Here is a 25,071-nt window from a genome sequence, read left to right as displayed (position 1 = left end):
GTCACTGTTTATCCGCTGATTTCTGTGGACGGCCGATCAGCTCCCCTTGGGAAAAAATCCAACCGGAAGCGCGCAGTTGACTGGCTGGCACGACGCCAAATCTCTCGGCATGCTCCTCGACGTAAACCATTAAACTGTCGAGTAATTTCTGACTGGCCGAGGATTCCTGCCCCGCTCCGGCCCAAGCCGTCAGGTTCATGACGCGGTAAAACGGATAGTCCCCGGAGCGTAGATTGCCGAGCTGCTTGGGGTCCATACCATCGACCCGTAACGCCTTGGTCTTGTGAGAATAGATCCCCTCATCGACTTCGTAGCCGATGGCACCGGACAGTTGAGAGACCAGGGCATACATATCGTCGATAGCCCCAACTTCGCGCGCATAGGGCGAAAAGAGTTCATCGTTATCAAGCAGCAGTCGCCAATGACCGGGGCGTTTTTTACAGTGCAAGCGGATTACCGGTCGCATCGGCAGATCATTCCAACCCAACTCTGCCCAGCGTTGCAACTTGCCCTGAAATATCTGCTGTACGGTTTTCCAGGGCAGATCGCTGAGCGGGTTATCGGGATGAACCAAAATAGAGATCGGATAAATTCCGAGGGTGTGGAATTTCAAACCGGGCAGACGGTCGATATCTCCCGGGGGACAACAAAAAGAGGCAATTTCAACCGTTTTGGAGAGCAGGGCTCCGGCAGAAAGTCCGCAGGTCCCCTTATAGACATTTATAAGCAGATCGTTCTGCCGAGCAAAATCGGCGATCAGCGGACGCAAACGAACATCGAACTGCTGATTAATGATGACCACCAGATCGGCAGCAGTATCATCCGGGCCATGCTGAAAGGGCTGTTCAGCCCAACTTTCTCCGACATCAAGCGGCTCTGTTGCCGGCACAAAGTGCGGCCCGCTCAAAGGTTGGCCAGCCCAAACGACCCCTGAAATCATCACCAACAGTACCAATGCCCGGAGAAAAACCAATGGCCACACCCTTCAAGCGCACACGCAAAGAAGCAACATTTACCAGACCAAATTAAACACCTGCCACAATACCACTTAAACGATCGACAATAAAAGCTAATAATGTACCGAACATAGTGAAAAACCGACATATTCATCAGTTCCCATAGTGGTATTTTTTGCGCCGACCACAGAATATTTAAGCCAGAACAATGATGATTGATTCAGTTACTTACGATAACATTTCAGGTGGGCAACAAGCAGAAGGTGTCAGAGATCAACACCAATCAGGCGTAAAAGTTCAGTTTTTGTCTTTTCAAAACTGCGGTGCCAAACCCCATGCCAACCACAGGCAATGGCTCCCTGGACGTTGATTTCGAGATCATCGACAAACACCGTCGTCTCCGGTAGCAATTCAAAGCGCTGGCACGCTGCGGCAAAAATTTCCGGAGCGGGTTTCATCATCCCGACCTCGTAGGAAGCGAGCCGATCATGGGAGATTTCGTCCAGGCCATAGCGCTGACAAATGTGCTGCCAATGGATTTCGCTGGTGTTCGAAAGCAAGTAGACACCACAGTGTTGCTTGAGCGCCCCGGCCAGCTGCAACATCTCACCCATCGGGGTAAACAGGTCGCTCCAGGCAGCGGTCAACTCTTCGACAGGCAAGTCATCCTTGAGCAGAAGACTAACCTGCCGAAGAAATTCCCGGCTACTGATTTCACCATGTTCATAGGCGATCAGATCGACCCGCTGAAGAAAATCTTCGGCGCCGTCACAGACGGCGCCATGCTGACGCAATTTGGCGGCAAAGCGATCATAGCTGAAATCGATCAACACCCGACCGACATCAAACACCACGTCCGTAACCAACGGCGTCACAATTCCCCCCGTGCTGCTATTCCCAGAACGCAAAGGACTCACTTGATGCGGCGGCATTCAAGGTAAAAACGCTTCTCATCCGCCTCGCCCATGGAGAAGGTTTTACGCGGCAGGGCACCATCAAGGACGATGGTTTTAAACAGTTCGTGTTTGGAGATTGCCGGCAGGTAAAATCCGACGCCGGCGGCTTGGCTACCCAGATCGGTGACCGGCTGCGTACCGTGGATATAATCGACCCGTGCGGCCGGATTATCCTGTAAAAATTTATCGAGGCAGGCCTGCAGGGTCGCCACTACCAACGTATACTCGGGTGTGGCAACGGAGCAAACGCCGAACTGGCCGGCCAACACCACCGGAAAGGCGTGTGCGCCTGCTGCCGTTAACGCCAGCTGTTCCGCCGTCGCCAGATCGGCACAGGCAGTAAAGGTCATCGGCGTGCCACGCTCAGCAAAAAAACCTGCCATCTGCTGCTTCAGCTGTTCGCTATCAACGCCGAACAGAACCCGGTGGATCGCCTCGAACTCCAGACCCGGATCATGAACATTGACCAGTTCGACCAGTGCATAGCGGGCCGGATGGTTCATGATCGCGGCTTTGTCGGTCGCTTCTTCTTTGAGCTTTTCCCAGATGGCCTTGGCGGTGGCAAACGAATGATTGCCGTCACCCATGGCGTAAAGCATCACTTCATCATCAACTTGATGCTTGGCACGATAGGCTGCAGGATCGGCCAGTTGTTCCAGCGCGGCGGCAATTTTGTTGATCAACTCCGGCTGATCGATGCGAAAGCCCTTGAGGTGTCCGCCATTTTCCAGCAGCTCAAAATCGTAGACCGTCTCAAGTTGCTCATTGAACAGCGGCTCGATGACGGTGCGCTGCGGGTCATCAATCAGCACCATAATATGCGGCAGCTCGATCGGAGCATTCTGCCGAACCTTAATCCGCGGCGGCAAACGATCGAGGATGGTTCCCTCGGTGGCCCGAATTAAACTCTGTGCACCTTTGTTGTAATCATATTGTTCCAGGTCGAGGCCAAGGATCAGCCCTTTGCGGGATTCTACTTCGCAGGTTTTGCGATCAATCAAAATAAAACCGGGCTCTTGCTCAACCAGACTGCCATCGGCCAAGTACTGCTCCATCGTCTGGTTGATCGAAGCAATCCGCGCATCCGCGTCATCATCTTCAAGATAGACCTCAGGAAAGATCAGCGGCAGAGTCGACAGCGAGCCGTTGGTCTGCTCTTCGAGGCGCTGCCAATAGGCCAAGTCCGAGGTGTACTGATCGCAGGCAATAACCGCCCACGTCTGCATGTCGGTGCCCTCTTTCGGCAACAGGATTTTCGGAACCTGAACACCAATCTTGTCGAATATCATCGGATTTCCCTTTCAACAAAAAACCGTAACGGCAGAATAAATTAAGTTTTTAGGTGCACATTGGTAACATGTTTCCAGTTTTTTGAGAACCGCTTTGCCACACGAAAACCAGCCCACACGGGAACGTCGTTCTAAACACACCAGCCTGCGACACTAAACCCATCGCTACAACCTTCAATCCGAGGGGTAAAACAGAAAGGATTGATGCTTCAATGAATAAAAACAACTTGAAGTTTGACAAAAATAAATCCGCTACCGCATACCTATTAAACAGAATAACGGCTCCCTACTGAACAGGCCTAAGCATGGCTATCAAACACCTGACAATAGGTAGTTTTATCTCCTTCTCCCTCTGGCGGCGTCGACCGTTGACGACCTTTATTTCACGTGAACAATGCAATATTTCAATAATATATTACACTTTAATGATTGCTGGCGCTGATCGGTTAAAAAATGCTGAACGGTTGGGCCGGCGGCTTGTCGTATCATTGTTTTATTGTTCACCCATTCCACACATGCAAACAGAGGAGGAAGCACGATGAAACTTGTAAAGCTGATAGCGGTCGTTCTCAGTCTAACCTTACTGATGGTTGGCTTTGCCCACGCGGGCAAAGATCTGGATGCGGTAAAAAAGAAGGGCTTTATCCAGGCTGGTGTTAACGGCGGTGTCTTCGGTTTCGGTATGCCTGATAAAAAAGGTGTCTGGAAAGGTCTCGACGTCGATACGGCACGTGCCGTTGCGGCTGCCATCTTCGGTGACGCCAGCAAGGTTAAGTTCACTCCTCTGACCGCCCAGCAACGTTTTACTGCTCTGCAGTCGGGCGAAATCGACCTTCTGACGCGTAACGCCACCCGCACCTTAAGCCGCGAAACCCAACTCGGCCTCAACTTTGTCACCGTCAACTATTACGATGGCCAGGGCTTCATGATTGCCAAAAAGCTCGGTATTAAAAGCGCCAAGGAACTTGATGGCGCCACGGTTTGCGTCTTGCCCGGTACCACCACCGAGCAGAATGTAGCGGACTTCTTCCGCAATAGCGGCATGAAGATGAAACCGGTCGTTATCGAGTCAACGTCGGAACTGGCGAAAACCTTCTTCGCTGGTCGCTGTGACGTTCTGACCTCCGACGCGTCCCAGTTGGCCGGAACCCGGGCCGTCGCTCCGAATCCCAAAGACTACATGATCCTACCGGAAATCATCTCCAAAGAGCCTCTCGCTCCTGCCGTGCGCCACGGCGATGACAACTTCCGCGACATCGTTGATTTCAGCGTTCTGGCCATGATCAATGCTGAAGAGTTAGGCATCACTTCAAAGAATGTTGATGAGATGATGAAAAGTACAGACCCGGTCATCAAGCGTTTCCTCGGCACCACCCCGGGCAACGGCAAGGCTCTCGGTCTGGACGAAAAATGGGCTTACAACATCATCAAACTGGTCGGTAACTATGGTGAAGTTTTCGAGCGCAACGTCGGCGTCAACACCACCCTCGGTATTGAGCGCGGCCTGAACGCTCTCTGGACCAATGGCGGCTTGATGTACTCGCCACCATTCAAATAAGTAATTGCAGAACAACTGTCGCCGGTGCCTTATCGCTCCGGCGACAGTCTGTTTTTAGACCTTCACATTAAACCTGGATATGCGATTTTGAACCAACAATCGACCCCACAAACGACTGATAACATGCAACCAGCTGCGATCCCGTTCTGGCGGGACGAAGCCAAACGGGCCATTGTCTTCCAGGTCGTGGCGCTGCTGGTTGTCGCGCTGGGCAGCTACTATCTCTATTCCAATACCCAGTCCAATCTGGAGCGCCAGTCGATCGCCACCGGATTCGGCTTTTTCGAACGCGAAGCCTCGTTTGAGATAGGGGAATCACTGATCGAGTATTCCGCCGCCGACACCTATTTTCGCGCCTTACTGGTCGGCGCCTTAAACACTCTCAAAGTTTCATTTATCGGCATTGTGCTGACCATTATCCTCGGCACCATCGTCGGCATTGCCCGCCTCTCCAGTAACTGGTTGGTGGCGAAGCTGTCGGCCGGCTATATTGAACTGATGCAGAACATTCCGGTATTGCTGCAACTATTCTTCTGGTACGCCCTTTTTTACGAAGCGTTCCCTTCGCCCCGACAGGCTCTCAATCCCATCGATGGCCTGTTCTTCTGTAATCGCGGCATGATTTTCGCCATTCCGGAAGAACACGCCGCCCACGGATTTATGGGCTGGGCCTTGCTGCTGGTATTAATTGGCGGCTGGTTCCTCAATCGTTGGGGACATCGGCGCCTCGATTTAACCGGCAAACCCTTCCCCGCCCTGCGCCTGACCTTCGGCCTGGCGGTTATTCTGCCACTGCTGATCTGGCTCGGCTTCGGCGCACCAACGGCGATGGACATGCCGGCGCTGCGCGGCTTCAACTTCACCGGTGGCCTGACGGTCAGCCCGGAGTTCAGTGCCTTGCTGCTCGGCCTGGTTTTTTACACTTCGGCCTTCGTTGCCGAGATCGTCCGCGCCGGCATCCAATCGGTCGGCAGTGGTCAGATTGAAGCAGCTATGGCCATCGGCTTGCGCCCCGGACAGGTCCTGCATTTGGTAATATTACCGCAGGCCCTACGGGTGATTATTCCACCGCTGACCAGCCAGATGCTGAACCTGACCAAAAACAGCTCCCTGGCGATCGCCATCGGTTACGCCGATTTCGTCGCCGTCACCAACACCATGATCAACCAGACCGGCCAAGCCATCGAAGGGGTCGCTCTGATCATGCTGATTTACCTGTTCTTCAGCCTTTCAACCTCGCTATTTATGAACTGGTACAACAAAAAAATGGCCTTGGTAGAGAGGTGATCCGATGAGCATTATAAACAACAACATAAGAGAGCACCTAGCGGCACCGATCAGAAAGATTGGCGCCATTGCCTGGCTGCGCGAGAACCTGTTTAATACTTGGTATAACTCGATATTAACCATCTTCACCCTGGCGATCCTCTGGATGTTTGTGCCACCGATGTTCAACTGGGCCTTTGTCGACAGCCTCTGGAACAGCTCGTCCGAAGCCTGCCGTGACATCGACGGCGCCTGCTGGTCGATCATCCCCAACAACATCAAGTTCATTATTTTAGGATTTTACCCGGAAGGCCAGGAATGGCGGCCGCTGCTGGCGATGAGCCTGCTGCTCGGCCTAGTGATCTATTCCAAAGAGCGGACCCGTTGGAAGAAAGCTCTTATTTGGTACTGGAACATCGGCCTGCTGGCCATGGCGATACTGATGTACGGTGGGATCTTCGGCATGCCGGTGGTCGAAACCGCACAGTGGAGCGGTTTGCCGCTAACGATGATGCTCTCCTTCTTCGGCATGGTTGCAGCTTACCCCCTGGGCATTCTGCTCGCTCTCGGCCGGCGCTCAAAGATGCCGGCGATCAAGACCCTCTGTGTCGTCTACATCGAGATGATCCGCGGCGTACCACTGATCAGCCTGCTGTTCATGTCTTCGGTGCTGTTTCCGCTGTTCCTGCCCGATGGCATGACCATCGACAAGGTATTGCGCGCGCAAGTGGCGATTATCCTCTTCACCGCCGCCTATATCGCCGAGGTTGTTCGGGGTGGCCTGCAGGCGATGCCACGTGGCCAGTATGAAGCCGCCGACTCGCTGGGACTGAACTACCGCCAGACGATGCGCCTGATCATTCTTCCGCAGGCCCTTAAAATTGTCATTCCACCGTCGGTGGGGATTCTGCTTTCGGCCTTTAAAGACACCTCGCTGGTCGTTATCATCGCCCTCTACGATGTCCTGAAAACAACCAAGGTCACCCTCTCCAACCCAAAATGGACCGGCTACTCCACCGAGGCTTATATTTTTCTGGCAGTGCTTTACTTCATCTGCTGTTACGCCATGTCGAGCTACAGCCGTCGATTGGAAAAAGAACTGCACACCGGCCGTTAAACCGGTGCTGCACCAGCATCAAGAGAGATTGTTATGAGTGATTCGCAAACGACAGCCAGCGCAACGGACTCTTCGGAACCGATTATCCAGTTACGCGGAATGCATAAGTGGTACGGTGATTTCCACGTGCTGAGCGATATTAATCTGGAGGTGCGCAAGGGCGAAAAAATTGTCATCTGCGGTCCGTCCGGCTCCGGCAAGTCGACCATGATCCGCTGCATCAATCGCCTTGAAGAGCACCAACAGGGGCAGATCATCGTCAACGGCACCGAACTGTGCAACGACATCAAGAACATCGAGAAAGTCCGCGCCGAAGTCGGCATGGTCTTCCAGCATTTCAACCTGTTTCCGCATTTGACGATTGTGGAAAATTTGACCCTGGGGCCGATCTGGGTACGTAAAACACCGAAAAAAGAGGCCGAAGAAATCGCCATGCAGTATCTGGAAAAGGTACAAATCGCCGAGCAGGCGCTGAAATTCCCCGGGCAACTTTCCGGTGGGCAACAGCAACGCGTCGCCATTGCCCGCAGCCTCTGCATGCATCCAGAAGTGATGCTGTTCGACGAGCCGACCTCGGCACTCGACCCGGAGATGATCAAAGAGGTACTCGACGTTATGATCGCCCTGGCTGAAGAAGGAATGACCATGCTGGTGGTGACCCACGAAATGGGCTTCGCCAAGAGTGTTGCCGACCGGGTGATGTTCATGGATGAGGGCCAGATCGTCGAACAGAACAACCCGCATGATTTCTTTGATAACCCGCAGCATGAGCGGACGAAACTTTTCCTGAGTCAGATTTTGTAGCACTCTCGAAACAGTCAGATCGTGGAAAACGGAGAACCGTGCAGGCTTCTCCGTTTTTTTTTGGCTCAATTCTAAGCCGCACCAGATGTGGGCGAGGAATAATGTTTCATCCTCAATAAAGAGTAGATTTTTAAATAACTCACTATTTTTGAGAGGCGAAAGTCTCTATTCTCCACAGGGGTGTCATTCTGCTCTCTGAACCAGGGCTGGACATATGAGCATTGGGGGAAGGGGTGCATCTCACTGCCCGATAAAGGGACCGACATCACAGATAGCAACAGCATCTTTATGCAACTCATAGAAATCACGAACAACGTTCATTTGACTTCCATATTTAGCCTTGATCGAATTTAGGATTTCAGGCTGTTTGGCCAAGACACTCGACAAGGCCCGCTTTCCGGTAAAGAATTTTAGAGGGAAGTGTGTATTAACAACATAGAGAACTTTCCTTTTCTTGGTTTCATATTCCGCCAGCTCGTAAAAGTCCTTGAATACGCCATTTTGCCGAATCGATTCAGGCCCACCTTGCCAGGTAATGAACTTGTATTCAGCGACGCGTAGATTGGTCTCCAAATCGAACTTCTTACCCGTATTACCTGCTCCGAGTGAAACGCTCTCAACCACCTCGTCCTCTTCAAGAATATGGGGGAGAGAATTCAAGATCCCAGCAGCGTGAATAATCACGTTTATTTGCCCTGCAACTTTCTTGATCGCAAAGGCCGATGCAATGAAATCTGTATCGATATTTCGATCATTACAGAAATCAGCGGTGCCGATGGAATTGTGGTCGACAATTGATCGTTCGAGGTTCGCAAGATTCTCCGTAAGAGAATCCCCTTGAAATGCCTCAATCGCTTTTAGTGCCAAATTGATATTCATGCTCAAAACCTATATCCGCAAATTAACCTAGTGAGACTATTCACATATCTATCTATCTATCGGCGTAGCGGTACGCGAAAATATTGGCAAGCATCTCACGATATTTGAAATCAGTTTAGCCCGAGGAATCTCGACTTGAGCTTCCTCCTCGTATTTTGAAACAATTTCTGAAAACTCCGATATTGTCTGGAGCTACAAATCTTCGACTGTTTGAAAATATAACTTTTCGGGCGAAAATACTTTTTTTGAGATTCCACAACTATGCGATGAAGAATTAAAAGAGAATCGCCCAATTAGGCTGATAAAGCCTGAAAAACTACGATCCTCCCCCTTACCATCTCAGCGTAATGATTCATAGACGGATTGGCTTAATGATCCACTCAGATAAGGTTTACGAATAAATCCTTTGAGACCTCGCTTCTTCATATCGTCAAGATCCTCTTCGCGGGTAAAACCAGAGGCGATAACCACCCGAACAGTAGAATCAAGTTGTTGAAGTGCAACGAAACAATCCTTGCCGTTCATAACAGGCATTATCATATCAAGAAGGACGAGATCTATTGATTCTTGATGTTCCTTGAAAAAGGATATGGCTTCAGCACCATTTTCAGCCAGGAGAATTGTATAACCGAGATTTTCCAGAATCGCCTTTGCCGTAATACGCATCGCCTCTTCATCATCGACTATCAGTATTGTCCCCTTTCCTTTCAAAGGGGCCTGTACTGCCGACTCTATAGTGGCAGCAACGGACGCTAGAGGGAGCAGGATCTGAAAAGAGGTGCCGGCATCTAATTCGCTGTACACAGTTATGGCCCCCGCATGCTGCTTGATCGTTCCATAGACTGCGGCCAAACCTAGTCCGGTCCCTTTTCCCTGTTCTTTGGTTGAAAAGAAAGGTTCAAAAATTTTGTTCAGATTTTCCGGGGAGATACCGCAGCCGGTATCTTTAATCTCAATCTCCAGATAGTTCCCCGGCAGCAGATCAAATATCGACATATCACAAAAGGCGGAATCGATCTCAACCAAACGTGATGAGAAACGGAGAGTTCCTCCTGATGACATAGCTTGGGAACCATTAATTCCAAGGTTTAATAAAGCGCTCTGCAACTGCGAAGGATCTCCTACAGTCAAGCTCGTTTTTGCCTTAAAATCAGTTTCGACTTCGATACGACGGTCAATGGTGTTTTTCAGAATCGTTATGGTTTCATTTATAATGTTGTGAACATCCATAGTCGAGGAGGCCTTGCTTGAAGTACGAGAGAAGGCAAGCAGGTTGCTGGTTAAATCTGCCGCTCTTGTCGCCGACTGAATAATAATCTGGTGAAATTGTTTTGCTTTGGGCTCATCTGGAAGATAACGCGCAAGCAATTCTCCTGCGGTCAGAATACCACCAAGCATGTTGTTGAAATCATGGGCGATACCTCCTGCCAATTGGCCTATTGCATCCATCTTCTGCGACTGGTTCAGCTGTGATACAAGCTTGATTTTCTCCTCTTCCCGTTGATGGATAATTTCAATCATATCGTCAAAAGAGCGGGCCAGCACTCCTATTTCACCGTCACTGTAATCAATATTACTGGTCACATCTTTCTCGTCCTCGCTAAACTTCTTGGTCATAAAAGAAAGCTTTTCAATATGTCTCGCCACGCTTTTACCACCAACTAGCCAGGCAATCATGAGGGCAAGAGCAAGGGATGCGAGGCTTGTTACAACTAAACGAATTAAAATGGAATTGGCTTGCGTCATTAATTGCGAAGAATCAAAGCCCATAAACATGTACATGTATGGAGCACCATTTTTCTCAACCCGGAGTGGTTCAAAAACGGCAATGCGCTCATATCCATCAGAGGAAATCGCCGACACACTCCCCACCCTTCCTCTCGTAGCGGCAGCGTCGTACACCTCTTTTTTGATTGGTTTGCCGATGGCAGTTATTTCATTACTGGGGTAACGAAACAACCGTACCCCTTTATGATCACAGAGACCAAAAAAAGTGTTTAGAGGGTATTCCCCGCGCTCAAACAATTCACCATAATGAGCAAGGCGCACACCGATGATTATGGCTCCTGTTAAATCACCATGTTTATTCAATACCGCCATTCCAAAAGGAAAGATGGCCCTCTTGGTTATTTTGCCCACAGAAAACTCGCCGGGTGCAAATCCTTTTGAAGCAATGGCATCAATAAAATCTTTGCGGTCCCCGAAGTTCAGATTTTTGACCATGTCATGGTTTTTTCCCGCGGCGACAACATTTCCCTTGAGATCAAGCAGGGTGGCATTTGAATAGATCGGGTTGGTTTCCAATAAGGTTGAAAGTACAATGCGGGACTTTTCCACATCTTGACTAGAAATACTTGGAATGGAGGCAACTGTGCGCAAAAGAGTTTGAGTGGAATCAGTTATCCGTCTCTGAACTTCAGCAAATCCCGAGAGGTAAAGAACTGTATCTTTTTTTGCACGGCTGAAGGCATCCTGCCTGTTATGCAATTCTGTTCCTAGCAGAACAAGAAATACGGGCATCGTTGCCATTAAAACGAGAATAATCAATTTTTTGCGAATTGATCCGTGAAAAAGCTTCATATGATATATGCCTTTATTAGCAAAAAAGGCCGATAGCAATTTATTTTCAAAGTATTGCGTAACACATTTCCCCCTCGTCTTTTGGCCCCCGACAGCAAACTAAACAGTCTTGGCATCAACCAATTAGAGATCCGCAATGCACTATACAACACCCTTTTTCTTACTGCAAACTCCCCACTTAATCTGGATTTTTTGAAAAGAATGGTGAAAGCTTAGAAGATATGATGGGAATTTTCTGTTCAAAGCTATGGAACTGATCAGCAGCCAGGCAGCCGGATCAGACAATTTAGAGGCATACTTGACCGAAATCGCTCCCTGAATGTTCCGGCCAGATTGCGGATGGTCCTACATGAAGTTCCTTGAACATCATAATTTGCTTAGAAAGTAGGCCATTAGTTGATTTTGGGGTCTCATAAGTATGAAGTCATGAAACACGAAAGCCGCCTGGATTTCCCCGACGGCTTTTTTCACATGTAACTATATTCGAGACTAAAAAATTAATCTGTTCCCTTTTTTCTCTTGCTGGCAGTCGGGCCGCCGATAGCCTCATGGTAGCCCTTGTTGGTCAGTGTCTGAATCCGCTCGGTGCCAAGGAACCACAGTAACCGAATAAAGAGATGGTAAAAAATTTATCGGCACCTGGATCGAAATGCTGGACAGGCAATCACATCCATTCATACCGATATTGACAGCATTGCCAGTCTGAGATACAAATTGCTCGAAAATTCCCCAAACCTCCAACCGAAGGCCAACATCATGAACGATTACAAGCTCTACAAATGCACGATCTGTGGCGACCCCTACCTGGGCGACAGCGCGCCAATCAACTGCCCCTACTGTGGCGCCAAACAGCACCTGTTCGTTGACGGCCGCGACTACGTCAGCCCTTTCCAGCAGGAGCACAGCTTTACTGCAGAGGAAAAGGAAAACTTCCGGGCTGCCCTCGACATCGAGATCGGCAACGCCAGTTTCTACAAGGCAGCAGCCGCCACTTCCAGTGAAGAGTACTACCAGTGGCTGTTCAAAGCACTAATGAAGGTAGAGGCCGAGCACGCTGGAATCTTCTCCAAACACCTGAAAATCAGCAAGCCCGACCTGATCGAGGTCGAGGCCAGCAGCGACGGCGAAGCCAATATCCTGGAGAGCCACCGTCGTGAGAAGATCGCCATCGAGGGCTATCGTAAGTTCGCTGAGACGGCAACTACGGCTCGCGCCAAGCAGGTGTTCAACGCCCTAGTCGAGATCGAATCTGACCACCTCGGCCTAGATGACTGAAGCTGAGCAGAAACCATAGACTGAAAAGTAAAAAGGCCCGTCCAGCCCTGTGCAAGGAAGGCTAGTTAACACGTTAAAAGCCGTCTTCTAAATCAGGAAGACGGCTTTCGTATTTTGATAAGACTAGAAGCCCCGGCATCAACCGGGGCTTACTTATGTCACAATATTTGAGAATTGTTTAAGCGGATTGGGTGAAGGTGATCCAACTATCAAATTCAAGGTGCCCACTGAAGTGCCCATGTCAATTCTGAAGTGCGCATCTGGACATCTCAGAACTTACGATATTTTGCGTTTCGTGAGAGCCCCTAGTTCATCAATAGTTGGCACTCATCGCAGTTACCCGGTCATTGGGCCTGATTAGCACTAATCAGGTCGGATTTTAATTTACAGCAATGTCCTTGACCTCCCAGAAAGGTTTGATAAATCTTTTATGAAGTCTAAACCAATCGACGGAGGAAGTGATGACGAAACAATTGAAAAACGTGTTGTTGTTGATGGTATTTGCTGTAATCGGATCGGTTCTGGTGTTGCCGCAAGGAATTTATGCCCACTGCCAGATCCCATGTGGGATTTATGATGACCATGCCCGAGTTCAATTGATGCTCGAAGATGTCACAACCATTGAAAAGTCAGTGAAGTTAATTGTCGAGTTATCAGGCAAGTCCGATGCACAGTCTCAGAATCAATTGGTTCGTTGGGTAATGAATAAAGAAAAACATGCTCAAAATATCATTTCTACAATTAGCGATTATTTTTTGACGCAGCGAGTCAAGTCGGATCAAAAAGACTATGCTGAACGTTTGATAAAGCACCATGCAGTAATCGTTGCGGCAATGAATGCCAAGCAAAATGCTGACATGAAATATGCGAAAAACCTAAAGGAAAGTATTGATGCTCTGGCTATTTATTATCCCGAACACAAGCACTAAATGCACAAGATGCCATCGGTTAAAGTCGGCGCACAAATTCGCCTGGTTTGCCAGAATCATTGAAATGGACGATATAATACCATCCATAAAAAAAACGGCCCAATCTGACTTCAAATGGTTGGGCCGTTTTTATGTCTTGTGCTGGAATAATGCCCTGCTACAAACCCCGAATTCAAGCCCCAGTTCCTACCTGAAATTTCGTACATACGAAATTTTATAACAACGCTTTACGCACCCGAATGTATAAAATTGAAGCAATGAGGACCAGCCCGCGTCCAGCAGTCCATAACATCACCCAAACAGCGCTTTATACACAATTTATCCAACAGCACACAAAATGGCCTCTCAAATCCCCCTCAAGCAATCTTATTGGGGCTAACGCAGAATTCGGAAAAATCGTACGCTAAGCGTGTCATTACAACAACTGGGTACGATCTGTAGCCGGAAAAGTTTGCCGGAAATGCAGCTACCCGGCCATTGTCTTTGAAGCCCAGCGGAACGAAAACGTACGCTAAGGATTCAGAAAAAAGTCACAACAAAGTGGAAAGGCCGATTTTAGTGTTCCAAAAGTGGGGCAGTGAGAATTAAATCACGACATTTGAAATGGGAGAATGTCTACTTAACTCATGTCGATTCACTTTAAGTCGGCGCAACGGCCTCGACACAAATGCTCTCCCGGACCGGGCAATTCTCCGCCTGTCCAAGAAAAATGTGCCGGTAGCTAACATACATAACAGCCGGGACGTAGATGATCAAAGGGATAGCCAACAGACTGTTGATCTTGTCTAAAACAGCAACTAGCAATAGCAGCGAACCAATCACACTTCCAAGCGGAATGATATTCAGACGCATGGTTACCAAACCGGTACGGAAACACTTCGAAAAATCATGGGAAGTGAACAGGCATAAGGGAAGCGCAAACCAGAACACAAGACCCAGACCAAACAGGGAAAAGGAAAACTCGACCTGGTTGATTGCCCAGTTGTTTAGCAGCCCCTGCAGATTCCATAAGTACGCGTAGTCGATAGACAAGCGCCCTGCTGCTGCCGACAAGGCTTTAGCATAAGAAATAGCGGCGGTTACCAAGGAAATTCCGATAAAGATTGAGAGTACCGCCTGGATGTTTTTCAGTGCGGCAAAACAAAGCCCTACCGAGACCTCTCCCTTATCAACTCCCTGCATACAGATGATCAATGTCGCAAGGACCGGCAAGGAGATAAGAGCCCTAACGAAGTTATAATATTCCGCAGGAACCGGCGCTGACACGAAGGAGATCGCAAATAAAATGGTAACCCATAGGGAAGGCCCCCTGAAAACCAGGACGAACGCTTCTTTGAGCCAGAGCTTCCAGCTGCTATTTTCGACTTTTTGAGGAGTGATAGACATTTTACTTTTCTGACTTCTTCAGTTGCTGTTGTTTGCTCTACAGATATGGCTATTAGACCTTAACTAAATGCAAAAAGCAAAAAATCCGCCACTGATTCTGATAACAAAACCGCCACCCTTTAATAAAGGAATGGCGGTTTTAAAACTTACTAGTTTTGAGTCAATAAAATGTCTGCTCACCTGGCGTCGATTCAGTCACCATTTTTGACGCGCTCTTAACTATGGGCGTACAATGTAACTAAGGAGGTGGCAACACCTCCTCTATTAGCCCTGGAGATTTTCCCCTCCTGTCTTCAGGGCAATTTTTATTAATTGGGTGCCCACTATGTAGCATGGCCCCAATTAGCACTGTGTTCCAATATCCTCAAGCAGGTTTACGATTATCAAACCTTAGACGCTTTGGAACAGAAACCCGCCGGAAATGTTCCGACGGCTTTTTTCACATGTAACTGCTTTTGAGACTGGCAAATGTCTATTGGTCTAGAGGCGATTCAGATTTTCAATACAAGTCCAGTAGTTTTTTGCACTTAAATCAGCGACCCAAGACATTTTTAACAGCCCGACCCAGTTTCCCTAGTGAGTAAGGCTTACCTATAAACTCACTAGCCCCAAGCTGGAGTGTCATTTTGACATCGTCACTTTCAGAAAAACCACTGGCAATGATCGCCTTCTGGTTGGGATACTGTTTAATAATTTCGGCATAGGTTTGCCGTCCGTTGATCCCCGGTTCCATCAGCATATCGAGTACGATCAGATCAACCGGTTTTTTTTTGATAAACTCAATCGCCTGCTCGCCTGAAGAGACCGAATCAACCTGGTAATTCAGGCTTTGTAATATCTGACTGGCAATATCTCGCAATTGTGGTTCGTCATCGACAACCAGAATATGTTCACCTTTACCAGTGAAATTTAAGGTTTGATCGTTTTCTGGTTGAACGATGCTTTCTGTTGTGCTGATCGGGAAATAGAGCTGGAAGCGGGTGCCTTTTTCATTGCTTTCGACAAATATTTTACCATTGTGATCCTGAACGGTGTTCCACACGACCGCCAGACCAAGCCCGGTGCCACTTTGCCCCATCACTTTCCTGGTATAAAAGGGTTCAAAGATATGTTTCAGATCCTTCTCGGGAATACCGGGACCGTTGTCCTGGGCAGTTAGAATGACATAATCACCAGGCTCCATATTTTTTTCTAATCCCTCAGCTTCATCAATCTGACAGTTACAGGTTGAGATAATAATACTCCCCGCATCACCAACAGCCTCCACTGCATTTGTAGTCAAATTCATCAGTGTTTTATTGATGTGGATGACCGAACAATTAATGATAGGGGATTCCGCATCACATTGTCCTGTACAGGTTACTCCGGGATGCTCAGTCTTGAGCTGCTGGCATTCAGGAGAATCCAGATACTCCTGAATCAACAAGTTAATATCATATGGTTTTCGAGGGCTGGCAACTCCTCTGGCAACGGTGAGCAGGTCAGCAACCACAGCAGCAGCTCTTCGGCCTGAATCACGAACAGCCGTCAGGGGTCTTCTCAGCTCGCTGGACGCGGGGAGTTTTAACAGCATCAGTTCAGGATAGTTAACGATACCCGCAAGGATATTATTCAAATCGTGGGCAACACCACCCGCCATCATGCCGACCGCTTCCATCTTCTGAGCCCGATGAAGCTGCTTTTCGGTTTGTTTGCGCTCGGTAATATCGCGTAATATCTGCAGTTTGCCAGTGCTGCCATCAGATAACGCTATGGGTGATTCTAGCCGGTCGTAGCTTCTTCCATTGGTTGGGGAAGTCCATTCCCAATGAAGGGTTTCACCCCGAAGTACTTCTTTAATTCTGCACCATGGGCAGACTTCTTGCCGTTTGTGAAAATACTCATAACACTTGAGGCCTTCCACCTCGCCGAACTCTTCTTTAAGCGCTGGATTTACGTATTCGATGTCATAGTGCTGATCGACGATGTAAACCCCATCCACCATTGAATCCAAAATGTTGACAAGCTTACTTTTTTCGACTCGCAGGGCCTCCCCAGCCTGCTGGAGCGGTAAAATCGCCAACCGCTTCAGTATCAACCAAAGAGACGAGATGAATACCGCAGCAACGGCACCGCATACCGAAAAAAACTTAATCAAAAAGACCAAGGTTTCTCTTTTGTGCTCAGCCAGGTCATAGATACTCTCAAAGGTGATATTCCCCCCAGCAAGGGAGGTTACGGTCCGTTTGTTATGTATGCTGATGGACGCCTGAGTCTCGCGAACAAACTCTACTATTGGACGAGCACCGTCGAGAATGACGCGAATGACAACGATATTGGGATCCTTTCCCCCCCACAATTGCACCTGTTCCTCAATGCGTTCATAATCTCCTTGGGCGATAGCACCCTGAGTGATGGTCGCCAGGATTTCCAGATCACGAATAATCTTGTTCTCTATTTCTTGCTGGGCATAGAGGTGAGCCTGATAGCCGATAAGGCTGCCCAAGACCAGAAACGAGATAAGGATGAAAGCGCTGAAACAGTAGAAGGCTCGTTTCATTTCATCTTGCCCGCTGCGGTCGAACGTTTTTCATCTTTACGGACAACGGAGACCATCGTTCTCAGTTGATCATAGTCCCGATCCTCAACCGGTGCCAGACCAGTCAGCGTAGACTTGATCGGCCCCAGAAGCCTCTTTACATCTTCACCTTTGATGTCTAACAGGGCCTCTTTTATCAAAGCATATGCTTCTGCCCCCAGTCTGTCTGTGGCAACGAAAGGGTGTTCCGTCACCCAGGATGACTGCGCTATCACTTTCAAGTCCCGGTCTTTATATTTCAGATAAGCCTTCTCTCTGACACCCCCTGCATTCACGTCACCGGCCAACACGTTCAGGCAGACGTTGCTGTGACTCCTCACGATTCGCAACTGCTCTTCGGGAAACGGAACCCCCGCCTGAATAAACATGTAACGCGGAACCACGTAACTCATCGTCGAGTTCCGGCTGCTCGACGCAAAGCTCTTGCCCTGAAGATCCTGGAGGGATGTTGCCGGATTATCTTTGCGAACAATAATATAGCCCTGGAAGCTGGAAGAACCGTCTACTTTAAAGCGGGAGAGAAGGCGTTTCTTCCCGAACCGTTCAGACATAGCCACATAGGATGCCGGGCCCATAAGTGCAATGTCCACGTTATTGTCGCCCACCTGATCGATGTGAGTTTCATAGTTTTTTGAGATATGCAACGTGACAGGCATTCCCACGCGTTCACTCAGATACTCCAGCAAAGGAGCAAACTGACGAGCTAATTCGACGGGTGAAGCATATGGGTGGACAGCCAGAACAATCTCCTGAACCTGGCTACCCGTCTTCTTTTCCGGTTCGATCCGCTGATCTTTCTTTTGTGAGGCTGTTTCCGAATTGCAACCACCCAGAAAAACCACACCAAGTAATACCAACACTACAAAAAGCCGATTGAGAAGCCTTAACATAATCATGGCTGTATTCTCCAACCTAAGCAAGTCGCACAAAGATGACAGGTCGCTAGTTGTGTAACGGAGCACATTTTTTATCATCTCTGCAGAGCGTCTATCTATCGGCAACCTCTCAGTAGATGTCGTTCTCTAGCCAAGTTTTAACCACACCTTAATCTCTCCGTGATGCCCCTCAATATTATCATGGCTTTTGCCACTTACTAGAACGGAACAAAACTGCTGAAAAACAGTTGGGCAGGAATTTTGTCATATATTGACAACAGTCAGCCATATCAGCAGTTGTGACAGGCTAGGTGTCTCAAATATATGGAGATATGAAACTGCCTCCGTGCCGAGTCACGTTCCGCAACGAAGCGTTTCCTATGTTGTTTCAAAAGGGGTCTCAAAACTTCAAAGGATTTACTGACGATCCAATATAAAACTTTATTATTTGCCTACACCAGAGGCAGAAATCAGCTATTAGCTTTTGAAAAACGACCTACGGTGATGGTGGAAATTTTTTCCTGCATTAAACTTTCCAGTGGAGGATGCCCCCATGAAAGCACTGGTTAAGAAGAAAGCCGCACCCGGTCTCTGGCTCGAAGAGCTGCCTAAACCTAAAATCGGCATCAACGATGTGCTGATAAAGATTAAACGGACTGCCATTTGTGGCACTGACATGCATATCTATAACTGGGATGCCTGGGCGCAAAAAACCATCCCGGTGCCGATGATTGTTGGCCACGAATTTGTCGGCGAGATCGTTGCGGTCGGTTCCAATGTGATCGATTTTGACCCGGGACAGATTGTTTCTGGTGAAGGGCATGTGGTCTGTGGTCGCTGCCGCAACTGCATGGCCGGGCGGCGCCACCTCTGTGCCCATACCAGCGGGATCGGCGTCGATCGCCCCGGCGCCTTTGCCGAATTCCTGGCGCTGCCGATGTCCAACGTCTGGGAACATCGGCCGAATATCGATCTGGATGTGGCCGCGCTGTTTGATCCCTTGGGCAACGCGGTGCATACCGCCCTGCAGTACGACCTGCTCGGAGAAGATGTGCTGATCACCGGTGCCGGTCCAATCGGTGTCATGGCTGCCGCTGTCTGCCGTCACGCCGGTGCGCGGCATATCGTCGTCACCGACATTAATCCCCGCCGCCTGCTACTGGCCAAAAAACTGGGCGCAACCTGCACTGTCGATGTCGGCCGCGAAAGCATCGCCGCGGTGCAGAAAAAATTGGGTATGTCGGAGGGCTTTGACGTCGGTCTGGAAATGTCCGGCAACCCGTCCGCGTTTAATGATTTGCTGGCCAGCATGTGTCATGGCGGTAAAGTGGCAATATTGGGCATCCCGGAAAAGAATACCGCCATCGACTGGAACACGGTGATCTTCAATATGCTCACCCTCAAAGGGATCTACGGGCGGGAAATGTACGAAACCTGGTACAAGATGTCGGTGCTGATTGATTCGGGACTGGACATTTCGCCGGTGATCACCCACCGGCTCGATTATCCTGAGTTTGAACAGGGATTTGCCGCCATGAACGCCGGCGATGCGAGTAAGGTGATCTTAAACTGGGACTGTTAGCAGTAAATAAAGTTTCAACCGCTGTCGGGGAGAAGTGCTGTGAACGATAAATTCCAAGAACATTTAAGCTCCGAAATAGACGCGATCGTAGCGGCCGGCCTGTATAAACGCGAACGACTCATCACCACCCCGCAAAGTGCCCATGTCGGGGTCAGCAGCGGTGGTGAGATGTTGAATCTTTGCGCCAACAACTACCTTGGACTGGCCCAGCATCCAGAGGTTAACGCTGCCGCCAAACTCGCTTTGGACGAGTGGGGTTTCGGCATGGCTTCGGTGCGTTTTATCTGCGGCACCCAGACCCTGCACAAAAGCCTCGAAGCCAGGCTGAGTGATTTTTTAGGCCACGAAGATACCATCCTCTACCCTTCTTGCTTTGATGCCAATGGCGGTCTGTTCGAAACCCTGCTGGGCGAAGAAGATGCTGTCATTTCCGATGAACTTAATCATGCCAGTATTATCGACGGGGTGCGCCTGTGCAAAGCCAAACGCTATCGCTACCGCAACAGCGATATGGGCGATTTGGAAGAGCAATTGAAGGCCGCCGATAAAAACGGGGCGCGCTTCAAACTGATTACCACCGACGGGGTTTTCTCCATGGATGGCTATATCGCCCGGATTGACGACATCTGCGTCCTGGCGGAAAAGTACAACGCTCTGGTGCACGTCGATGATTCCCACGCCACCGGCTTTATCGGTGCTGGCGGTCGCGGCACCCCAGAGTATCGGGGTTGCATGGAGCAGGTCGATATTATTACCGGCACCCTTGGCAAAGCCCTGGGCGGAGCCAGCGGCGGCTTTACCAGCGCCAGCAAGGAGGTTGTTGAGCTATTGCGACAGCGCTCGCGGCCGTATCTTTTTTCCAATTCAGTCGCCCCACCGGCGGTCGCCGGAGCCTTGAAAGCCATCGATCTGGTGAGCGCATCGAGCACGCTACGCGATCGGGTGCGGGACAATACGGTGGTCTTTCGCGCGGGCCTGGAACGTCACGGTTTTGACCTCCTACCGGGTGAACACCCGATCGTCCCGGTGATGCTGCACGATGCCGTGATCGCGGGTAAGTTTGCCGACGCCATGCTGGCACAGGGCATCTTTGTGGTGGCTTTTTCCTACCCGGTGGTGCCAAAGGGCAAGGCACGGATTCGCACCCAGATGTCGGCGGCTTTGACGGCGGATGACCTGGAGTTTGCGATTGCCGCCTTTGGACGGGTGAAGAAACAGCTAGGACTCTGATTGGCGTTTTTCAAGGAGTAAAACCATCAATCAACCTGCACCCCGCAGGTGGCGTCACAAAACGGCTGCTTGCCACTTTTCCCACAACTGCAGAGATAGACCTTTTTCCGCTGTGCGATCTCGAATTTAAGCGGCAAGGAGTCACCTGCTTGGTGGCCGCCATCGCAAAATGGCAGATTCTGCGATTTACCACAGGTGCAGCGATAATAGGTTCCCGGCTCCAAAGTCAGGGCAATCGGCATTCCAGCATCATTGTTCATACCACTCATGATTCAACTCGTTTCTCGGTAAGATGGTTAATCAGATTTTTTCGAACCGGTTCAGCTCAACATTTTTGCGCGCCGCAGCGGGATCAAAGATCTGCCCGTTCATGGCGATATAAACCCCGGCAGGCAACGTCTGCGCTGCAGTAATGGCACTGGCAACGTTGTAAATTGCATCGGTGAAACGGAAGCGGGCCGGCTGCATAGCCCCGGTTAAGACGATCGTTTTTCCGCCAATGCCCTGCAAAAACTGGCCGGTCGTGATCATCGTATCGGTACCGTGGGTGATAACAATCTGCTGCGCGGTGCTGACTTCGACCGCCTGGCGGATCAACACCCGATCCGCATCGTTCAGCTCCAAACTGTCTTTGCGCAGCAGTGAACTGACCTGATAGTCGACAGTCAGGTTGGCATCACGCAACAACTCGGAAATCTGCGGGTCGCCGATTTCGAAATCGCTTTTGGCATCAAAATAGATTTTATCGATGGTACCACCAGTGGTGAAGATTTCAATCTGCACGTATCTCTCCTGCAGCTAAATTTACTTGCGGTAGTCGTTTAAACGCCAGTCGTAATCCAGAAAATCAAGCGGAGTGTCGCCGGCCTTAATCCGCAATTGCGCCGTTTTATCGTCGGTTAGCAGTTCGGCATAATCACTCAGAAACGTTGCGACCGACGGGTGACCGCGAAAATCGACAAAGTCAGCGCCGTACCAGTCGAAGATTTTCGAGATTTCCAGTCGGTCGACCTGAGCATTGTAGCGGTTACGGCTGCGATCAGACAGAAAACGTCGCAAACTGTCCTCAAGCTGCGCGTCGAGTTTTTCGGCGACAAAAGCCTCGTCCCGAATCCCCGGACAACCGATCGAAGCACAAACCACTGCCGAGTGGATGCGCGGATCGTCAAAAGCACCCGGCTGGCGGATGATGGCATGTTCAACTTCATCAAGGTGGCGTTTTTTATTCAGCAGGGTGAAGAACTTCTGCTTCCACGGCGAAGAGAAAATCGAGCCGAGATCTTTGATCGATTGCAGATCGGGATATTTGCTCAAAATCAGTTTGATGGTAAAGGCGTTGTAAGCGTTGAGCAGAAATGCCAACTGCTGCGGTTTTTGCCAGCTGGAATACTCTTTTAGCGGCACAGCGGAGAGTTCGCCGAGGTATTTATCAAGTTCGGCCAGTTGCCTCTGCAGCGCCACGTAATCAACCGTTGAAGCAACGCCCTTGACATCCCAATGAACATGTTGTTTCAGCAAGCGCTCCCAGCCGGCGTGGCTGTGATCGAAAGCGAAACCATTGGGCACAAAAAAGAGCCACAACCCGATCAACAGTAAAGACCTCTTGATCATTGTGGCTCCTTTCTATTTCCTCTAAATCAGCAAGATGAATCCGACTAGTCCCCTGATTCTATCACCAACGCCTGACCGGTCAAAATTGCCTCGACAATTTTTTTCCGCGCGCTGCAGACCAACCGCTGCACGGTCCCCCGCGAGACCCCCAGAGTATCACCCGCTTCGGCCTGGGTCATGCCTTCGACATCACAAAGGCGGACCGCCTCCAGCTCATCGGCGGCAAGTTTGACCATTTCCAGCCCAGACATGGGGGTCCCCGCCGGCTTGAAAATATGATCATCAGGCCGGCGGTGCGGACAACAATTCCGTGGTTTTTTAGGTCGTGGTGACATAATTCTCCAGTATCAACAAATCAATTCGTGGCACGTGACGTCTCGGCCGCAACCTCAGGCTCATTATTTGCCGGGCCAAAAATCCAGGGAACCAGTTTAATATACCAGGCCGCAGACTGAATCTGGAAAATATAAGCCATTGCAATCAACAAAGCTATCGTTGATCCCTCTCTACCAAACGCGGTCATCGCAATGGCCAAAGCAATCGAGAGATCACGCATGACCACACCAAACACCATAGCAATCGCATCTTCACGGCTGAAAAACAGCTTTCCAACGACAGACAGAATAACGTAGGAAACCAGGTAGAAAATCACCAACGGGACCACGATGGTCAGCAGATCGCCTGGATTTGCCAGGATATTCTTTGCCTTTAACGACATGGCAACAAAAGCGATCATGACGACGCCAAGGGCTGAAAAAGGTGGAAATTTCGGTTTATAAACATTCATCCACGCCTGCTTGCCATGCTTTCTGACCAGATACGTCTGAGTCAATAACCCCGCGATGAGTGGAACAAAAACAAAAATGCAGATTTGTTGAAACATGTGCAACATATCGACATCGACAGTTGTCCCCATGAACACCTTAGTGTACACCGGTGCCGCCGCCGAACCGATCACCAGCCCAAAAACCAGCATCTTGGTTGCTGCTTCCTTGTTCCCGTTAGCAAACCCGGTCCAGGAAATGGTCATACCCGATGCCGGGAGTACGCCGATCAAAAACAACCCCACGGCCCACAACCCGAACTTGGCCTCTTCACCGCTGAGAAACAGTTTGCCAAGGCCAAAGACGATCATTGGGATCAAAATAAAATTAATCACCTGTGTCACAATTTGCAGCTTGGTATCTTTTCCGGTAAAGACTGAGCGGATATTCAAAGTCGTCATCATCGGATAAATCATGACAAAGGTAATCGGGATAATCAGCGACTTAAGTGGCTTCGCGTCAAAAATAAATCCACCGCCCAAAAGACCGAGGACCATCGCAATCGGAATAGCCCAGACCAGATTTTTTTGTAAATACCCAAGGTATTTCAACATTTCTACAACTCCAGCAAAGGCCGACGGCCCCAAAATGAGGTTTAAACGAATAAAACAGTTGACCAAAAAACGCTAAAGGGAAACGTCTATTGCCTCAATCAGAGTCTTAAACGTTTCTTCCAATGACGCCGGAAATTCGGCATCATCGACCAGTTCGGCGATCAGGTCCCGACCAAACTTGAGCATGCGTACCTGGGTTTTACCGTTTTTACTGAAACACATAACAAACTTCGGCATCAGCACGGCACGTTCGGGGTTGGCACTCAGGCTTTTTGCTGCCTTGTCCGGTTTGCAGATCTGAATCATGTGCAGATCGAAACCTTCAGCTACTTCGGCGCCATGCGCACCAAAGATCCGCGCCATCTCCATTTTATCTTCGTTGTGAACGCTAAAGCCACGCGCAGTGATCGTTGCGCTGAAATCGGTCACAAACGCAGTGACGCTTTTGCCGGTCTCGGCACGATAAACACAGGTCGACATACTCTCTCCTTAAAACACTAAATTAATGACACAATCAAACTTGGGGCTGATTCCCCTGACAACGGCCCTGGCCACGAAAGCGATTTTGTCGCCCCGTACCAAGCTTAGAGTTCAACCCGCGGCCCTGTCCACGCCCCAGTCCCAATGGTTGTTTACGCCCCAAACCTTGGCCTTGCTCTGGTTGTTGTTCCTGCTGTTGTTGTTCTTGCGGTTGCTCTTCTTCTGGTGCGAAACCTAAGCCCCGACCTTGTCCGAATCCCCGACCACGCCCTAAACCTTTTCTCTGTTCACGCATATGACTATCCTCCCATGGGAAGCTGTGTCAGCGGGTGCTTGCCAGAC

Annotated in this window: 23 protein-coding genes; 8 read left to right on the top strand and 15 right to left on the bottom strand. The window is 49.7% G+C overall.

The genetic code is table 11. From position 1 onward, the window contains the following. Position 1: 1 nt before the first annotated feature. The 3 genes from ACZ5PT_RS09440 to ACZ5PT_RS09430 form a co-directional block, all read right to left on the bottom strand. Complete coding sequence (locus ACZ5PT_RS09440; RefSeq protein ID WP_464266571.1) at positions 2-973, bottom strand: type 2 periplasmic-binding domain-containing protein; 972 nt, start codon at positions 971-973, stop codon at positions 2-4. Between the two features lie 249 nt (positions 974-1,222). Further along, the gene (locus ACZ5PT_RS09435) at positions 1,223-1,831 is read right to left on the bottom strand and encodes an HAD family hydrolase (protein ID WP_464266570.1); all 609 of its coding nucleotides are present in this window, start codon (positions 1,829-1,831) and stop codon (positions 1,223-1,225) included. 38 nt (positions 1,832-1,869) lie between these two features. Continuing rightward, positions 1,870-3,201 (bottom strand): DUF1015 domain-containing protein, encoded by a 1,332-nt coding sequence (locus tag ACZ5PT_RS09430; protein WP_464266569.1) that lies wholly within the window; start codon positions 3,199-3,201, stop codon positions 1,870-1,872. 538 nt (positions 3,202-3,739) lie between these two features. Between ACZ5PT_RS09430 and ACZ5PT_RS09425 the strand changes: the two genes are divergently transcribed. From ACZ5PT_RS09425 to ACZ5PT_RS09410, 4 genes are all read left to right on the top strand, one after another. Beyond that, positions 3,740-4,759: an amino acid ABC transporter substrate-binding protein gene (locus ACZ5PT_RS09425; RefSeq protein ID WP_464266568.1), complete on the top strand. Its 1,020-nt coding sequence runs from the start codon at positions 3,740-3,742 to the stop codon at positions 4,757-4,759. Between the two features lie 123 nt (positions 4,760-4,882). After that, the gene (locus ACZ5PT_RS09420; protein ID WP_464266722.1) at positions 4,883-6,046 is read left to right on the top strand and encodes an amino acid ABC transporter permease; all 1,164 of its coding nucleotides are present in this window, start codon (positions 4,883-4,885) and stop codon (positions 6,044-6,046) included. A gap of 4 nt (positions 6,047-6,050) precedes the next feature. Then, the gene (locus tag ACZ5PT_RS09415) at positions 6,051-7,142 is read left to right on the top strand and encodes an amino acid ABC transporter permease (RefSeq protein WP_464266567.1); all 1,092 of its coding nucleotides are present in this window, start codon (positions 6,051-6,053) and stop codon (positions 7,140-7,142) included. A gap of 33 nt (positions 7,143-7,175) precedes the next feature. Beyond that, complete coding sequence (locus ACZ5PT_RS09410) at positions 7,176-7,946, top strand: amino acid ABC transporter ATP-binding protein (RefSeq protein ID WP_464266566.1); 771 nt, start codon at positions 7,176-7,178, stop codon at positions 7,944-7,946. A gap of 240 nt (positions 7,947-8,186) precedes the next feature. Here ACZ5PT_RS09410 and ACZ5PT_RS09405 read toward each other — a convergent pair whose 3' ends face one another. After that, positions 8,187-8,825, bottom strand: a complete 639-nt coding sequence (locus tag ACZ5PT_RS09405) for a hypothetical protein (RefSeq protein ID WP_464266565.1) — start codon at positions 8,823-8,825, stop codon at positions 8,187-8,189. 339 nt (positions 8,826-9,164) lie between these two features. Further along, positions 9,165-11,405 carry a response regulator gene (locus ACZ5PT_RS09400; protein ID WP_464266564.1) on the bottom strand — a complete coding sequence of 747 codons (2,241 nt, stop codon included), beginning with the start codon at positions 11,403-11,405 and terminating at the stop codon, positions 9,165-9,167. Between the two features lie 756 nt (positions 11,406-12,161). On the opposite strand from ACZ5PT_RS09400, the gene ACZ5PT_RS09395 reads away from it, so the two are divergent. Further along, complete coding sequence (locus tag ACZ5PT_RS09395; protein WP_464266563.1) at positions 12,162-12,680, top strand: rubredoxin-like domain-containing protein; 519 nt, start codon at positions 12,162-12,164, stop codon at positions 12,678-12,680. A 461-nt stretch (positions 12,681-13,141) separates the two neighbouring features. Then, the gene (locus tag ACZ5PT_RS09390; RefSeq protein ID WP_464266562.1) at positions 13,142-13,609 is read left to right on the top strand and encodes a superoxide dismutase, Ni; all 468 of its coding nucleotides are present in this window, start codon (positions 13,142-13,144) and stop codon (positions 13,607-13,609) included. 639 nt (positions 13,610-14,248) lie between these two features. Here the strand turns inward: ACZ5PT_RS09390 and ACZ5PT_RS09385 are convergent. The 3 genes from ACZ5PT_RS09385 to phnD all read right to left on the bottom strand — a co-directional run bounded on the left by ACZ5PT_RS09385 (position 14,249) and on the right by phnD (position 18,469). Further along, on the bottom strand, positions 14,249-14,995 hold the full coding sequence (locus ACZ5PT_RS09385) for a hypothetical protein (protein ID WP_464266561.1): 747 nt from the start codon (positions 14,993-14,995) through the stop codon (positions 14,249-14,251). Between the two features lie 532 nt (positions 14,996-15,527). After that, positions 15,528-17,534 carry a hybrid sensor histidine kinase/response regulator gene (locus ACZ5PT_RS09380; protein ID WP_464266560.1) on the bottom strand — a complete coding sequence of 669 codons (2,007 nt, stop codon included), beginning with the start codon at positions 17,532-17,534 and terminating at the stop codon, positions 15,528-15,530. Further along, the gene (phnD, locus tag ACZ5PT_RS09375; protein WP_464266559.1) at positions 17,531-18,469 is read right to left on the bottom strand and encodes a phosphate/phosphite/phosphonate ABC transporter substrate-binding protein; all 939 of its coding nucleotides are present in this window, start codon (positions 18,467-18,469) and stop codon (positions 17,531-17,533) included. The genes ACZ5PT_RS09380 and phnD overlap by 4 nt, the downstream gene beginning before the upstream one ends. A 532-nt stretch (positions 18,470-19,001) precedes the next feature. Here phnD and tdh point away from each other — a divergent pair. Continuing rightward, positions 19,002-20,030 carry an L-threonine 3-dehydrogenase gene (gene tdh / locus ACZ5PT_RS09370; RefSeq protein ID WP_464266558.1) on the top strand — a complete coding sequence of 343 codons (1,029 nt, stop codon included), beginning with the start codon at positions 19,002-19,004 and terminating at the stop codon, positions 20,028-20,030. A gap of 39 nt (positions 20,031-20,069) precedes the next feature. Continuing rightward, a complete protein-coding gene (gene kbl, locus ACZ5PT_RS09365) occupies positions 20,070-21,260 on the top strand; it encodes a glycine C-acetyltransferase (protein ID WP_464266557.1) in 1,191 nt (396 codons plus the stop codon). A gap of 26 nt (positions 21,261-21,286) precedes the next feature. Here kbl and ACZ5PT_RS09360 read toward each other — a convergent pair whose 3' ends face one another. From ACZ5PT_RS09360 to ACZ5PT_RS09330, 7 genes are all read right to left on the bottom strand, one after another. Further along, positions 21,287-21,529 (bottom strand): CDGSH iron-sulfur domain-containing protein, encoded by a 243-nt coding sequence (locus ACZ5PT_RS09360; protein ID WP_464266556.1) that lies wholly within the window; start codon positions 21,527-21,529, stop codon positions 21,287-21,289. Positions 21,530-21,560: 31 nt separating this feature from the next. Beyond that, positions 21,561-22,043: an asparaginase domain-containing protein gene (locus tag ACZ5PT_RS09355; protein ID WP_464266555.1), complete on the bottom strand. Its 483-nt coding sequence runs from the start codon at positions 22,041-22,043 to the stop codon at positions 21,561-21,563. Between the two features lie 21 nt (positions 22,044-22,064). Further along, the gene (locus ACZ5PT_RS09350) at positions 22,065-22,871 is read right to left on the bottom strand and encodes a DUF547 domain-containing protein (RefSeq protein WP_464266554.1); all 807 of its coding nucleotides are present in this window, start codon (positions 22,869-22,871) and stop codon (positions 22,065-22,067) included. 44 nt (positions 22,872-22,915) lie between these two features. Then, entirely contained in the window at positions 22,916-23,206 is a 291-nt protein-coding gene (locus ACZ5PT_RS09345) for a DUF134 domain-containing protein (RefSeq protein ID WP_464266553.1), read from the bottom strand. A gap of 20 nt (positions 23,207-23,226) precedes the next feature. Then, positions 23,227-24,249 carry an arsenic resistance protein gene (locus ACZ5PT_RS09340; protein WP_464266552.1) on the bottom strand — a complete coding sequence of 341 codons (1,023 nt, stop codon included), beginning with the start codon at positions 24,247-24,249 and terminating at the stop codon, positions 23,227-23,229. A 72-nt stretch (positions 24,250-24,321) separates the two neighbouring features. Further along, positions 24,322-24,729 carry a DUF302 domain-containing protein gene (locus tag ACZ5PT_RS09335; RefSeq protein WP_464266551.1) on the bottom strand — a complete coding sequence of 136 codons (408 nt, stop codon included), beginning with the start codon at positions 24,727-24,729 and terminating at the stop codon, positions 24,322-24,324. Positions 24,730-24,763: 34 nt separating this feature from the next. Next, on the bottom strand, positions 24,764-25,024 hold the full coding sequence (locus ACZ5PT_RS09330) for a hypothetical protein (RefSeq protein WP_464266550.1): 261 nt from the start codon (positions 25,022-25,024) through the stop codon (positions 24,764-24,766). Between the last annotated feature and the right edge of the window lie 47 nt (positions 25,025-25,071).

The sequence above is a fragment of the Desulfuromusa ferrireducens genome (assembly GCF_055389805.1).
The sequence above is the reverse complement of the archived record's forward strand: the minus strand, read 5'-3'. Positions and strand labels throughout refer to the sequence as shown.

Bases quoted from the DNA above. Each gene is read 5' to 3' on its own strand.
- ACZ5PT_RS09400 (WP_464266564.1), bottom strand. From the start codon at position 11,405: ATGAAGCTTTTTCACGGATCAATTCGCAAAAAATTGATTATTCTCGTT.
- ACZ5PT_RS09335 (WP_464266551.1), bottom strand. From the start codon at position 24,729: ATGTCGACCTGTGTTTATCGTGCCGAGACCGGCAAAAGCGTCACTGCG.
- ACZ5PT_RS09415 (WP_464266567.1), top strand. From the start codon at position 6,051: ATGAGCATTATAAACAACAACATAAGAGAGCACCTAGCGGCACCGATC.
- ACZ5PT_RS09385 (WP_464266561.1), bottom strand. From the start codon at position 14,995: ATGTCTATCACTCCTCAAAAAGTCGAAAATAGCAGCTGGAAGCTCTGG.
- ACZ5PT_RS09420 (WP_464266722.1), top strand. From the start codon at position 4,883: ATGCAACCAGCTGCGATCCCGTTCTGGCGGGACGAAGCCAAACGGGCC.
- ACZ5PT_RS09380 (WP_464266560.1), bottom strand. From the start codon at position 17,534: ATGAAACGAGCCTTCTACTGTTTCAGCGCTTTCATCCTTATCTCGTTT.
- ACZ5PT_RS09405 (WP_464266565.1), bottom strand. From the start codon at position 8,825: ATGAATATCAATTTGGCACTAAAAGCGATTGAGGCATTTCAAGGGGAT.
- ACZ5PT_RS09350 (WP_464266554.1), bottom strand. From the start codon at position 22,871: ATGATCAAGAGGTCTTTACTGTTGATCGGGTTGTGGCTCTTTTTTGTG.
- ACZ5PT_RS09430 (WP_464266569.1), bottom strand. From the start codon at position 3,201: ATGATATTCGACAAGATTGGTGTTCAGGTTCCGAAAATCCTGTTGCCG.
- ACZ5PT_RS09390 (WP_464266562.1), top strand. From the start codon at position 13,142: ATGACGAAACAATTGAAAAACGTGTTGTTGTTGATGGTATTTGCTGTA.
- ACZ5PT_RS09410 (WP_464266566.1), top strand. From the start codon at position 7,176: ATGAGTGATTCGCAAACGACAGCCAGCGCAACGGACTCTTCGGAACCG.
- ACZ5PT_RS09395 (WP_464266563.1), top strand. From the start codon at position 12,162: ATGAACGATTACAAGCTCTACAAATGCACGATCTGTGGCGACCCCTAC.
- ACZ5PT_RS09345 (WP_464266553.1), bottom strand. From the start codon at position 23,206: ATGTCACCACGACCTAAAAAACCACGGAATTGTTGTCCGCACCGCCGG.
- ACZ5PT_RS09330 (WP_464266550.1), bottom strand. From the start codon at position 25,024: ATGCGTGAACAGAGAAAAGGTTTAGGGCGTGGTCGGGGATTCGGACAA.
- tdh (WP_464266558.1), top strand. From the start codon at position 19,002: ATGAAAGCACTGGTTAAGAAGAAAGCCGCACCCGGTCTCTGGCTCGAA.
- ACZ5PT_RS09340 (WP_464266552.1), bottom strand. From the start codon at position 24,249: ATGTTGAAATACCTTGGGTATTTACAAAAAAATCTGGTCTGGGCTATT.
- phnD (WP_464266559.1), bottom strand. From the start codon at position 18,469: ATGATTATGTTAAGGCTTCTCAATCGGCTTTTTGTAGTGTTGGTATTA.
- ACZ5PT_RS09360 (WP_464266556.1), bottom strand. From the start codon at position 21,529: ATGAGTGGTATGAACAATGATGCTGGAATGCCGATTGCCCTGACTTTG.
- ACZ5PT_RS09425 (WP_464266568.1), top strand. From the start codon at position 3,740: ATGAAACTTGTAAAGCTGATAGCGGTCGTTCTCAGTCTAACCTTACTG.